Source organism: Thermococcus sp. (assembly GCF_027066465.1).
Classification (GTDB): Archaea; Methanobacteriota_B; Thermococci; order Thermococcales; family Thermococcaceae; genus Thermococcus.
This window is the reverse complement of record NZ_JAMONU010000074.1, coordinates 1-12,740: the sequence shown is the minus strand read 5'-3', so window position 1 is coordinate 12,740 and position 12,740 is coordinate 1. Positions and strand designations below refer to the sequence as shown.

At 55.8% G+C, this 12,740-nt stretch carries 13 protein-coding genes; 9 read left to right on the top strand and 4 right to left on the bottom strand.

The window, feature by feature from the left end:
* From MVK46_RS03385 to MVK46_RS03345, 9 genes are all read left to right on the top strand, one after another.
* A partial coding sequence (locus MVK46_RS03385; RefSeq protein WP_297535242.1) for a V-type ATP synthase subunit I occupies window positions 1–1,085 on the top strand: 1,085 nt, incomplete at its 5' end.
* Between the two features lie 16 nt (window positions 1,086–1,101).
* Entirely contained in the window at window positions 1,102–1,587 is a 486-nt protein-coding gene (locus tag MVK46_RS03380; RefSeq protein ID WP_297535241.1) for a V-type ATP synthase subunit K, read from the top strand.
* A gap of 35 nt (window positions 1,588–1,622) precedes the next feature.
* Window positions 1,623–2,234 (top strand): V-type ATP synthase subunit E, encoded by a 612-nt coding sequence (locus MVK46_RS03375; RefSeq protein ID WP_297535240.1) that lies wholly within the window; start codon window positions 1,623–1,625, stop codon window positions 2,232–2,234.
* On the top strand, window positions 2,234–3,334 hold the full coding sequence (locus tag MVK46_RS03370) for a V-type ATP synthase subunit C (RefSeq protein ID WP_297535244.1): 1,101 nt from the start codon (window positions 2,234–2,236) through the stop codon (window positions 3,332–3,334). Before MVK46_RS03375 ends, MVK46_RS03370 begins: the two co-directional genes overlap by 1 nt.
* Window positions 3,331–3,639: a V-type ATP synthase subunit F gene (locus tag MVK46_RS03365; RefSeq protein ID WP_297535239.1), complete on the top strand. Its 309-nt coding sequence runs from the start codon at window positions 3,331–3,333 to the stop codon at window positions 3,637–3,639. The genes MVK46_RS03370 and MVK46_RS03365 overlap by 4 nt, the downstream gene beginning before the upstream one ends.
* Window positions 3,640–3,645: 6 nt before the next feature.
* Window positions 3,646–5,403, top strand: coding sequence for an ATP synthase subunit A (locus MVK46_RS03360; protein ID WP_297535238.1), 1,758 nt, complete (start codon window positions 3,646–3,648; stop codon window positions 5,401–5,403).
* A gap of 5 nt (window positions 5,404–5,408) precedes the next feature.
* Entirely contained in the window at window positions 5,409–6,800 is a 1,392-nt protein-coding gene (locus MVK46_RS03355; protein ID WP_297535243.1) for an ATP synthase subunit B, read from the top strand.
* A 28-nt stretch (window positions 6,801–6,828) separates the two neighbouring features.
* Window positions 6,829–7,473: a V-type ATP synthase subunit D gene (locus MVK46_RS03350; RefSeq protein WP_297535237.1), complete on the top strand. Its 645-nt coding sequence runs from the start codon at window positions 6,829–6,831 to the stop codon at window positions 7,471–7,473.
* A 39-nt stretch (window positions 7,474–7,512) separates the two neighbouring features.
* On the top strand, window positions 7,513–8,742 hold the full coding sequence (locus tag MVK46_RS03345) for a DHHA1 domain-containing protein (RefSeq protein WP_297535236.1): 1,230 nt from the start codon (window positions 7,513–7,515) through the stop codon (window positions 8,740–8,742).
* Between the two features lie 11 nt (window positions 8,743–8,753).
* Here the strand turns inward: MVK46_RS03345 and MVK46_RS03340 are convergent, their stop codons facing one another.
* The 4 genes from MVK46_RS03340 to MVK46_RS03325 are packed head-to-tail and all read right to left on the bottom strand — an operon-like array spanning window position 8,754 to window position 12,604.
* Entirely contained in the window at window positions 8,754–9,587 is an 834-nt protein-coding gene (locus MVK46_RS03340; protein WP_297535235.1) for a 7-cyano-7-deazaguanine synthase, read from the bottom strand.
* 27 nt (window positions 9,588–9,614) lie between these two features.
* A complete protein-coding gene (locus MVK46_RS03335) occupies window positions 9,615–10,280 on the bottom strand; it encodes a hypothetical protein (protein WP_297535234.1) in 666 nt (221 codons plus the stop codon).
* Between the two features lie 28 nt (window positions 10,281–10,308).
* A complete protein-coding gene (locus tag MVK46_RS03330; protein WP_297535233.1) occupies window positions 10,309–11,613 on the bottom strand; it encodes an ABC transporter permease in 1,305 nt (434 codons plus the stop codon).
* Window positions 11,606–12,604, bottom strand: a complete 999-nt coding sequence (locus MVK46_RS03325; RefSeq protein WP_297535232.1) for an ABC transporter permease — start codon at window positions 12,602–12,604, stop codon at window positions 11,606–11,608. Before MVK46_RS03325 ends, MVK46_RS03330 begins: the two co-directional genes overlap by 8 nt.
* Window positions 12,605–12,740: the final 136 nt, after the last annotated feature.

Sequence of the window (12,740 nt, the reverse complement as noted above, 5' to 3'; positions counted from 1 at the left end):
CGAAGGTTCTCGAGGGCATAAAGAAGGTCACCAAAGGAAAGGCCTACATAAACGTCCGCGAGCCGAGCAAAGAGGAAATCGAGGAGATTCCGATTAAGCTCAAGAACCCCGGCTGGGCGAGACCCTTCGAGATGCTCACCGAGATGTACGGCGTTCCGAGGTATGACGAGATAGACCCGACGCCGATAATAGCCTTCACGTACTCGTTCTTCTTCGGCTTCATGCTCACGGACTTCTTCTACGGTCTCATCGTCGGCATCGTCGCGGCACTGCTCGTCAAGGGCCACAAGAAGTTCAACGACGGAACCTACAAGTTCGCCTACACCCTCCTGATAAGCTCGTTCTTTACGATGTTCATGGGAATCCTGTTCGGCAGCTACTTCGGCAACGCCGGTGACATAGTCCTTCAGTACATCACGGGCAACCCCAACGCGCACTTCTGGCGCATAGCCGATTCCCTCAAAGACCCGATGTTCGTGCTGACGCTCGCCCTTGCGATAGGCCTGGCACACCTGTTCACGGGCTACACCATAGGTTTCATAGTCAAGTGGAAGAACGGCGACGCCAAGGGGGCTGTGCTCGAGCAGCTTCCCTGGATGCTGATAATACTCGCCATAGCCCTCTTTGCAACCAAGAAAGCTTCGCTGATGCTCCCGGCCAAGGCGCTCTTCGGAATCGGCATAGTCCTCTTTGCAATAGGTGAGATAGTCGCCAACGGCGGACTCGCGGCCCTGATGATAATCTCGGACTTCTTCGGCTTCGTGGGAACGTGGCTCAGCTACGCAAGGCTTATGGCCCTCGCACTGGCAACCAGCGGAATAGCGATGGTCGTCAACGTTTTGGCGGGAATGGTCTGGGGAATCAAGATAAGCGTCGTCCCGCTGGGGATAATAATCGGCATCATAGTCTTCATCGGCGGTCAGCTGTTTTCGACCGCCATAAACGCCCTCGGAGCGTTCGTCCACTCGCTCCGTCTCCAGTATGTTGAGTTCTTCGGAACCTTTTACTCGGGTGAGGGCAGGCCCTTCACCCCCTTCAAGTCCAAGAGGGAAGTTTCGAAGCTTGAATTGAAGCTGGAAAGCTGATGGAGGTGTTGGAGAAATGGACCCGATAGTTTACGTCGCCCTTGGTGCGGCGCTCGCGAGCGGAATTGCGGGTGCCGCCTCGGCCTTTGGTGTCGGCGTTGCAGGTGCTGCAGCCGCAGGAGTCGTCGCGGAGGACGAGAAGAACTTCAAGAACGCGCTGATACTCGAAGGTCTGCCGATGACCCAGAGTATCTACGGTCTCATTACGCTGTTCCTCATCCTGCTCAGCGCGGGCATCATAGGCGGCGGCTTCAAGTTCGCCGAGCCGACGACCCAGAACATCGTTAAGAGCGCCATACTCTTCGGTGCCGGCCTCACCGTCGGCCTCACCGGACTCTCAGCCATACCGCAGGGTATCATCGCGAGCGCTGGAATAGGTGCCGTTGCCAAGAACCCGAAGACCTTCACCCAGGGCATCATCTTCGCCGCCATGGCCGAGACCATGGCCATCTTCGGTCTCGTTGGCGCGCTCATCATGATTGCCACCGGCGTCGGTCTCTGAACCCTCTCCTTTTTACAGCCTGAGGAGGATTGAAGATGGAAGGGGCTGAACTGATAATCCAGGAGATAAACAGGGAGGCCGAGCAGAAGATAAACTACATACTCAGCGAGGCCCAGAAGGAGGCCGAGAAGCTCAAGGAGGAAGCAAAGAAGAGGGCCGAGGCCAAGGCCGAGTGGATACTCCGAAAGGCCAAGACCCAGGCCGAGATAGAGAAGCAGAGGATAATAGCCAACGCCCGCCTCGAGGTAAGAAAGAGGAAGCTCGCCGTTCAGGAGGAGCTTATAAAGGATGTTTTGAGGCAACTCCGGGAAAGGCTCTCCAGCCTTCCGGAGGAGGAGTACTATCCGATGCTAATAGACCTAACCGTTGAGGGACTCGCCGAACTCGGGATTGGCGAGGCCGTCGTCCGCTCAAACGCGAAAACTGTGAAGCTGCTTTCGGAGAGGCTGGAGGACTTCAGGAAGGCCGTCTCCGAGAAGCTCGGGAGAGACGTTGAGATAAGGCTCGGAGAGGCCGTCGATGTCATAGGGGGCGTTATAGTCGAAGCTCCGGACGGTAGCGTCAGGGTTGACAACACGTTTGAGGCCAGAATGGAGAGGTTCGAAAGCGAGCTTAGAGCGACCATCGCCAAGGCTCTCTTCGGGTGATTGAGATGGAGCCAGTGACGGGAATACTGAACACAACGCTGGCCGTGGTCTTTACCTACGTCGCCTACAAGACGGGTTCGTACATCTACAAGTACACCCCGTATTCCTACCCGAACGCCCGAATACGTGCCATGGAAGCGAAGCTCCTCTCGGAGCAGAGGTTCAACGAACTGGCCGAGAGCAGAAGCCTGCAGAACTTCGTGGTAAACCTCGAGGACACCGAGTACAGGGACTACTTCGGGGACGTTTCAAGCTATACTCTTGAGGAGGTCGAAAAGGCCCTGGAGAGGGCGCTGGCAGGGACTTACACGCTCATGATGAAGATACTCCCGAAGCGTTCGAGGGAGTTCTTCAGGCTGCTCCTCGGGGAGTGGGACGTTAGGAACATCGCGAGCGTCGTGAAGGCCAAGCTGACGGATGAGCCTGCTGAAGATTACGTTGTTGAGATAGGAACCATGCTCCCGAAGGTCAAGGCGATGGCGGAAGCCAAAAGCCTCGAGGAGATACTCGTCGTGCTCGAGGGAACACCCTACGAAGAGCCGTTCCAGAAGCTCCTCCTTGGAGAGCTTGACGCGATGAAGTTTGAGACGGAGCTGTACAGAATGCACTACTCCAAACTGCTCGAATACGCCCTCTCCAGGAAGGGAGACGAGAGGATAATCCTCGGGGAGTTCGTCAGGCTCAAGATAGACAAGCTGAACATCCTAACCGTCCTGAGGGCCAAGAGGGCGGGACTCTCGGCTGAGGAGATAAGGCCGATGCTGATTCCGGGAGGCACCGTGAACCTCGAGCCTCTGCTCCACGTGGAAGACCTCGGAATGGCGTTGGCGGAGCTGGACTCAACGAAGTACGGGGCGGTTATCAGGGACGTGAGGGAGAGGGTTGAGGGCGACCTCAGCGTCCTTGAGAGGGCCATAGAATCCTACATATCCGAGAGAATGTCGGAGCTTGACAGGTTCTACCCGCTGAGCGTGGCAACGCCCCTAAGCTACATCCTCAAAAAGGAAGCCGAAATCCGCAGGCTCAGGGCCATAGCAAAGCTCATAGACGATGGCGTCAAGCCCGAGCGCATAAAGGAACTCTTGGGTGAGGTGGCATGAAGATAGCGGTTTTGGGGGACAGGGACACGGCACTCGGCTTCAAGCTGGCCGGCGCCCACGAGGTTTACTCCTTTGAGGATAGCCCCCTTGAAATGGAGAGGCTGAGGAACAAGCTGAAGGAGCTGGTCGAGAGGGGAGACGTGGGAATCATACTCATAACCGAGAAGTTCGCCCAGAGGGTTGAACTGCCGGACGTTACCATTCCAATCATCCTTCAGGTGCCGGACAAGTCCGGCTCAAGGTTTGGTGAAGAGGCCCTCCGCGAGATAGTCAGGAGGGCCATCGGTGTCGAGCTGAAGAGGTGAAGGGAAATGGGAAGGATAATTCGCGTAACTGGACCCCTGGTCGTTGCGGACGGCATGAAGGGAAGCAAGATGTACGAGGTCGTTCGCGTCGGTGAGATGGGTCTCATCGGAGAAATCATCCGTCTCGAAGGCGACAAGGCAGTCATCCAGGTCTACGAGGAAACCGCTGGTATAAGGCCCGGTGAACCTGTCGAGGGAACGGGTTCTTCGCTCAGCGTTGAGCTGGGTCCCGGACTGCTCACTTCGATTTACGACGGAATCCAGAGGCCCCTGACCGAACTCAGAAAGCTCAGTGGTGACTTTATAGCGAGGGGCCTTACCGCCCCGGCCCTGCCGAGGGACAAGAAGTGGCACTTCACGCCCACCGTCAAAGTCGGCGACAGGGTAACCGGCGGGGACGTCCTCGGCGTCGTTCCGGAAACGAGCATCATCGAGCACAAGGTTCTCGTTCCCCCCTGGGTTGAGGGTGAGATAGTCGAGATAGCCGAAGAGGGCGACTACACCGTCGAGGAGGTCATAGCAAAGGTCAAGAAGCCCGACGGAAGTGTAGAGGAACTGAAGATGTATCACCGCTGGCCGGTTCGCCGCAAGAGGCCCTACAGGAACAAGCTCCCGCCCGAGGTCCCGCTCATCACCGGACAGAGAACTATCGATACTTTCTTCTCGATAGCCAAGGGTGGAACTGCAGCAATTCCCGGCCCGTTCGGTTCAGGAAAGACGGTAACACAGCACCAGCTGGCGAAGTGGAGCGACGCGCAGGTCGTCGTCTACATCGGTTGCGGCGAGCGCGGAAACGAGATGACCGACGTCCTTGAGGAGTTCCCCAAGCTCAAGGACCCGAAGACCGGAAAGCCGCTCATGGAGAGAACAGTTTTGATAGCCAACACCTCGAACATGCCGGTCGCCGCTAGAGAGGCCTCAATCTACACCGGAATAACCATAGCGGAGTACTTCAGGGACATGGGCTACGACGTTGCTTTGATGGCCGACTCCACCTCAAGATGGGCGGAAGCTCTGCGTGAGATTTCCGGAAGGCTTGAGGAGATGCCAGGTGAGGAAGGCTACCCGGCATACCTCGCGAGCAAGATAGCGGAGTTCTACGAGCGTGCCGGCCGTGTTGTCACTCTCGGAAGCGAGCCGAGGGTCGGCAGCGTCTCCGTCATCGGTGCCGTTTCGCCTCCGGGTGGAGACTTCAGCGAGCCGGTTGTCCAGAACACCCTGCGTGTCGTCAAGGTCTTCTGGGCCCTCGATGCCGACCTTGCTCGTAGGAGGCACTTCCCGGCAATCAACTGGCTGAGGAGCTACTCACTCTACCTCGACTCGATACAGGACTGGTGGCACAAGAACGTTGACCCAGAGTGGAGGAAGATGCGCGACACAGCCATGGCCCTCCTCCAGAAGGAAGCTGAACTCCAGGAGATTGTCAGAATAGTCGGTCCCGATGCACTCCCGGAGAGGGAGAAGGCAATACTCATAGTTACGAGAATGCTCCGTGAGGACTACCTCCAGCAGGACGCCTTCGACGAGGTTGACACCTACTGCCCGCCGAAGAAGCAGGTCACCATGATGCGCGTAATCCTCAACTTCTACGAGAAGACCATGGAGGCGATAGACAGGGGCGTCCCCGTTGACGAGATAGCCAGACTCTCGGTCAGGGAGGAGATAGGCCGTATGAAGTTCGAGCCCGATATCGAGAAGATTAGGGCGCTCATCGATAAAACCAACGAGCAGTTTGAAGAACTCTTCAAGAAGTACGGGGCGTGATGCTCATGCCGGGAATGGAGTACTCAACCGTTAGCAAGATTTACGGACCGCTGATGATTGTCGAGGGGGTCAAGGGAGTCGCCTACGGTGAGGTCGTTGAGGTCGAGACGGAGACCGGGGAGAAGAGGAAGGGGCAGGTGCTCGAGGCCAGGGAGAACCTCGCGATAGTTCAGGTCTTCGAGGGAACGCGCGACCTCGACGTTAAAACCACGCGCGTCCGCTTCACCGGTGAGACCCTCAAGGTTCCCGTTTCAATGGACATGCTGGGAAGAATCTTCAACGGTATCGGCAAGCCCATCGACGGCGGGCCGGAGATAATCCCCGAGGACAGGAGGGACGTTCACGGTGCTCCTCTCAACCCCGTCGCGAGGGCCTATCCAAGGGACTTCATCCAGACCGGTATAAGCGCGATAGACGGCATGAACACCCTCGTTCGCGGTCAGAAGCTTCCGATATTCAGCGGTTCGGGTTTGCCGCACAACATGCTGGCTGCACAGATAGCGAGGCAGGCGAAGGTCCTCGGTGAGAAGGAGCAGTTTGCAGTGGTCTTCGCGGCTATGGGTATCACCTATGAAGAGGCCAACTTCTTCAAGAAGAGCTTCGAGGAGACAGGAGCAATAGAGAGGGCCGTCCTGTTCCTCAACCTCGCCGACGACCCGGCAATCGAGCGTATCATCACCCCGCGTATGGCCCTGACCGTTGCAGAGTATCTGGCTTTCGACTACGACATGCAGGTTCTGGTTATCCTCACGGACATGACCAACTACGCGGAAGCTTTGCGTGAGATTTCAGCGGCGAGGGAAGAGGTTCCCGGAAGGCGCGGTTATCCGGGTTACATGTACACCGATTTGGCGACAATCTACGAAAGGGCAGGCCGTGTCAGGGGCAAGAAGGGAAGCATAACCCAGATGCCAATCCTCACGATGCCCGACGACGATATTACCCACCCGATTCCAGACTTGACCGGTTACATCACCGAGGGCCAGATAGTCCTCAGCAGGGAGCTTCACAGAAGGGGCATCTACCCGCCAATCGACGTCCTTCCGAGTTTGAGCCGTCTGATGAAGGACGGTATCGGTAAGGGAAGAACCAGAGAGGACCACCCGCAGCTGGCCCAGCAGCTCTACGCGGCCTACGCCGAGGGACGCTCCCTCAGGGACCTCGTCGCCGTCGTCGGTGAGGAAGCTTTGAGCGAGACCGACAGGAAGTACCTCAAGTTCGCGGACAGGTTTGAGAGGGAGTTCGTCGCCCAGAGGTATGATGAAGACAGGAGCATCTTCGAGACCCTCGACCTCGGCTGGGAGCTCCTGGCGGAGCTTCCGGAGAGCGAGCTCAAGCGCGTCAGGAAGGAGTTCATCCTCAAGTACCACCCCAAGTACAGGAAGAGGGGCGAGTGAGCCCCCACCAGCTTTTTAGGTGGTCGAGATGGCAGAACTGCTCAACGTGAAGCCGACGCGAATGGAGCTCCTCAACCTGAAGAGGCGCATCCAGCTGGCCAAGAAGGGCCACAAGCTCCTCAAGGACAAGCAGGATGCCCTAATCATGGAGTTCTTTACAATCTACGACGAGGCGCTTGAGCTGAGGCGGGAGCTCAACCTCAAGATGGAGGAGGCCTTTGAGTCGCTTCAGCTGGCGGAGATTGACGTTGGAACGCTCCGCCTCAAGGAGATAAGCCTTTCAGTGAAGCCGAACAAAGAGGTAAAGATAAGGAAGAGGAACGTCATGGGCGTTCCCGTGCCTCTCATAGAGGCCGAGAGCTTTAAGAGAAGCGCGGGCGAGCGCGGCTACGCATTCGTTTCGAGCTCCGCTAAGGTTGACCTCGTGGCCGAGAAGTTCGAGGAGGTTCTTGACCTGGCGGTTCGCCTCGCCGAAGTTGAAGAGACCCTGAAAAGGCTCGCCAAGGAAATAGAGACCACGAAGAGGCGCGTCAACGCACTTGAGTACATAATAATCCCGCGCATGGAGGCCACCGTTAAGTTCATCAAGCAGAGGCTCGACGAGATGGAGCGCGAGAACTTCTTCAGGCTCAAGAGGGTTAAGGCCCTCATAGAGTCCCGCTCCGGCGGTTAACCTTTTATTTGACCATTTCTATTTCCATCTGGTGGTGCCATGACTGAAAAGCTCTTTTACAGGGACCCCTACCTGAGGGAAGCCAAGGCTAGGATTCTTCGGGCTGAGGAACGCGATGGTAACGTCAGGGTTCTCCTCGACAGAACGATATTCTACCCCGAAGGCGGCGGTCAGCCCTCTGACAGGGGAATGATTGAGGGAAACGGTTTCAGAGTTATCGTTGATAGGGTTCACGGAAAGGATGAAATATGGCACGAGGGGAAACTCGAGGGGAGACCGCCTCGTGAGGGCGATGAAGTGAGATTAATCCTCGACTGGGAGTGGCGCTACGAGAACATGAGGGCTCACACCGGCCAGCACATCCTCTCGGCCGTCATAAAGGGCCTCCTCGATGCCGACACCACGGGCTTCCAGATATTCCCCGAGTACAACAAGATTGAGATTGACTACCCAGGCGAGCTGAGCTGGGAGCTGATAGATGAGATTGAGAGGAAGACCAACGAAATCGTCTGGGGCGACGCCGAGGTTGAGGTCGAGGTCTACGATGAGCTTCCCGAGGAGCTATCAGCAAGGCTTAGGAAGGCAATCTCCGAGAAGGTGAGGCCCCCGATAAGGATAGTGAAAGTCGGAACAGCCGACGTTACCCCCTGCGGAGGAACCCACGTGAAGAGCACGCGCGAGATTGGTATTGTAAAGGTTCTCAACTTCTACCGCAAGAGCAGAAGGCTCTGGCGCATAGAGTTTGCCGCTGGCAACAGGGCTCTGAAGGCTCTGAACGAAATCCTCGGGGATTACTGGGGTGCGCTGGGCGAGATGCCCAACAAGAACAGACCGCTCCGGAAGAGGGTCTTGGAGCTGAGGGAAGGGCTTGAGAGACTAGAGGAGGAGAAGTCGAAGCTGAGGCACGAAGTCTGGCGCTGGAAGGCCGAGGCGCTCCTCGGAAATGCCCGTGAAATCGAAGGGGTCAGGGTTATCACTCTCGTTGAGGGCTCGCCGATGAAGGACGCACAGGCCTTCGCAATCTATCTCGTTGAGAACAACCCCAACACCGTGGTTCTCCTCGCCGGGAAAAACTACGTTGTCTTCGCCAAGAACGAGAAACTCGATGTTTCGATGAAGGAACTCCTGAGGGAGGTTTTGAGGGAAGTCGGCGGCGGGGGCGGCGGGAGCGACAACCTCGCCAAGGGAGGTGGCTTTAAAGTTTCCCCCGAGGAAGTCCTTGAGGTGGCCCTCGAGAAGCTCAGGAACGTCCTCTCGTCCAGGGGTTAGTGGATTCTCTGCTAAAGGTTCAACTTTTCCTTTTCAAGCCCTAGTTTCTTTAGCACGAGCCTCCACTGCTCTTCCGGAACCTCTGGTTTCTTGAGCTGTTCCTCGGCCCGTTCTCTGCTCATAAGTCCGTACCTTACAAGGGCCGCTATCCGTCTGTGCTCGAAGCTGTGGTTGTGTTTTTTCCAGTAAAGCTGTAGGGCCGGCCCGAGAATGAGGCAGTTCGTAGTATAGCCCGGAAGCTCCGGGAACTCAAAGGGAAGCTTTCTCAGTATTTCAAAGCGCTCCTTCTCGGTCATCATCGAGAGGAGCCTCACCTGAATGACTCCGCCGCTCATCAACCTGTAGGGGTGGTGGCCAAAGGGCAGTTCGTGTCCAGTTATTATATATATGTATCCGTGCCTGAGGGCGTATTTCCTGAGCTTCTCCATCGTCCTCCTTGAGCAGGCCCTGCACGGGCTCTGTGCCTTTAGAAGGGCGTTTCTGAAGATATCGGAGTAGTCGTAGCGCAGAATTCTGAAGGGAACGTCGAGATACTCCGCTATCCTCTTCGCATTCTCTATCGCTTCCTCCGCCATAAGGCCGTGGTCTATCATCACCGCCTCAAGCTCCGGAACTTTGTACACCTCTTTCGCGAGGTAGAGTGCCACGACGCTGTCCTTTCCGCCGGAGTAGGCAACGACGGCCCTCTCGACCTTGCCCATAATCTCCTCAAGTTCTCTCCTGATTTTTTCGCGGTCAACGGGGTGCTTCAGGTAGACCTGACACTCACGGCAGAGGGGCCTTCCGTCGATGATGTCAATCCTTGAAGTTCTCTCGTCGTTGACGCAGAGGGAGCACCTGAGCATGGCAAAAGAAACGAAGGGCCCTTTAAATCATTTTTTGAAGCGCGATGCCAGCGAGTCCTTCTTGGACTTTACGAGCTCCACAGTTTCTCCGGTCTTCTCGGCGGTCTTCTTGCCAGCGAAGAACAGCACGAGTGCAACCTGGTCCCTGAGGAGGATTCCCCTGTTGTTCCTTGCAATTAACCAGGAGAACGCGAACCCGAAGACAAGGCCGAGGAACCACAGCTTGAGTATGAACGCTCCGGCGGGGCCCTTCGAAGTTGACACCACTGAAAGTGCCTTGTATGCGAGTGCAAAGGCGAGTATGAACGTCCCCTCGAGGAGCAGGCCGAGTCTCGTAACCTTGGCGATGCTTCTCAGCACCCTGCCCTCAGTGTCCTCAAGGAGCTTTCCGTCGTGGTGGCTGTAAACGAGAAGCTTCGCAACTCCGGCTCCGCTTCTGAACGCCAGAAACGCGAAGAGCATTGCCAGATAGTCCCACCGAACTTTCCAGGCGCCGTAGAGTCCAACCGCAATCCAAATCGGCGTGAAGAGCCGTTCGAGTGTTTTCTTTTCGTTTTCGGGAAGGTCAACTCGAAGGGCCCTTCGGAACAGCTTTCCGGTTACCCTCGTCATTAACCTCGTGAAAGAGAGCCACAGGTTTACCCCCAGGAACGCCAGCAGGAGAAATAAGGATACTATGCTTTGAGCTTCCACGGTTTCCACCCTGTATATCTTGTCCAGTTCAGGTTTTAGGCCTTTCGAGGAACCTTGCCTCGACGAACCTGCCAAGGTCTATGAAGGCGTAGGCTATTAGTCCGAGGGACAGGCCGAGAGGGACTATCTCCCACCAGTAGGGAACGTACTTCGTTATTCCTCCCATCAGGGGCGTGCTCATAATGGTGCCCCAGTTGAACCCGGGAATGACGTTAAAGAACCCGAGGAGGGTGATGAAGGCTATTATCCCTGGCACGGAAATTGCGAACAGGTAAATCACATAGGGAAGCAGAACTGGAAGAACGTGAAGCCTCAGTATTTGGAGGGCGCTTGCCCCCATTGCCCTGCTCGACTCTATGTAGTCTTTCCTCAGCTCTTCCTCGACTATCGAGCGGATTTCCCTTGAGGACGTTCCTATGAATATCAGCGCCACTATCAGGGCCATCAGGTACGGGTTGACCTGTATGATGATGGTCGTTGGGTTTGGACCGGATTCAACCCGGCCAAGAATCGCCACAAGGAGAACCGCAAGGGAGAGGGACGGAACTGACGTCAGAACCTTCGAGAAGGCGTTGATAACAGACCCAAAACGGGTGGAGAGGACGCTTAGTGAACCTACAGCAAGGGCCAGAACCGCCAAGATACTCGCCCCGATTATGGAAATCGTTATTGTCTCCCGTGCACCGTAGGCATAGCCAGTCCAGATGTCCCTTCCGTAGAAGTCCGTTCCCATTCTACCGTAGCTCATCCCGAGAATTCTGACCCTCGGCTCATCGCCGGGTTCGAGCTTTCCAAAGGTTCCTGTTATAAATATCGTGTAGGTGCCCTTCATGGGCTTGAAGTGAAACACGCAGTCGGTTCCGGGTTCCGCAAAAATGGCCCTGAGCGGGTTGTGGAAGAGGAGTTGGGACCAGGTGGGCTTCGGATTGCACTTTTCCTCCGCGATATTCATTATGGATGAGCTGAGGGTGCCGAGGTTGAGTGAATTTGGGATTATCCCGTTCCAGAGCGGGTACTCCTTTCCTCTGGGGTCAATGATGGTTACCCTGAGGTCCCGCGTGAGGTTTGGGATAACGAGGATGCCCTGGGGTACTTCCTTGTAATGGAACTCGTAGCGATACACAAAACTCCCATTGATGTAAGTCCCGTGGAGCCATTCCGTTCTGGGGAGCCCCGTTAGTTCCCCGTACCACTCCGGCGGGACGCCTGTTGGGTTGTATTTCCAATACGTGATGTTGTTCCAGTTCTGGATGCCCTCCCTCACGACCATGTGGGGCCCCACCAGAGCGAAACCCACGAAGAAAACGATTATGGCGATTGAGAGCTTACGCATCCCGCCTCACCCTCGGGTCGAGCTTTAGGTACAGGCTCTCGAATATCGAGGCGTTCATGAAGTACATGGCTGACATGACGAGACTCGCGAAGAAGAACATGTCCCCAAATCCACTATGAATCAGCATGCCAACGCCAATCAGAAACGTCCTTCCGATTCCCGGGACGTTGAAGAGCACCTCAACGGCCATGTCGTTCATGAGCAGGTTCAGGAAGCTGTAGCTTGTGAAGGTTAGAAAGCTTGGAAGAACAACTCTGAGAAGCTTGCGTTCTATCCTGTCGTCGGGAAGGCCCTTCATCACGTCTGTCAGAATGTAGTCCTCGTTCTTTGCCCTCACCACGAGGTTCCTGACGTTCATAGCGTAAACCGGGACGTTTACCAGGGTTAAGGTGATAATCGGCAGGGCGAGACCCTTTAGATGGGTGAGAACCGTTACGTTGCCCTCGACACTTGCCCTGTGGATGTAGTCGAGGTAGCTCAGGGGGAAAACGCTGAGTTTCCACCAGAAGACCCAGAGGAGTGCAACTGCCCAGAACCAGCCGGGGATTGCGGAGAACGCGGGTCCGAGGAACTGAAGGAGTCTATCGGAGCGTCCTCCCCTGTAACCTGCCCTAAGGCCCCATACGACACCGATGATAAAGATAAGCAGGAGCGAAATCGATAAGATTGTCAGGGTCAGGAGTATGGCCCTACCGGGCGTTGTTCCCACGACCGATACGAATGTTTCGTGGGGAGATGGAATTATTATAGTGCTTGTAGTGTTGCCGTGCTGTATCGTGATTACCCTGTTCCCCTCGTTCTTGAAGATGTCGAGCGAGTACTTCAGCTGACTCTTTAGCAACTCTGGGAATTTGAGGGGATTCAGTTCATTGCTTACGGATGCGTTGCCACAGGATACCTCCGCTGAGGCTGTGAGGATGGAGAGTATCACAATAACAGTTGTGAATATTGCCAACTCTTGAAGGATAACCTTGATTATTTTTGAGCTCATCACCAAAATTACAAATGTAGTTAATAAAAAAGTTGCGGTTTTAACCCTTCCGCTCCCTCTTCACGACCGGCGCGACTTCCCTGGCGACCCTTCTAACGCTGAAGAGGGTTAGTGCATCCATTCTCTTGAACTGGGC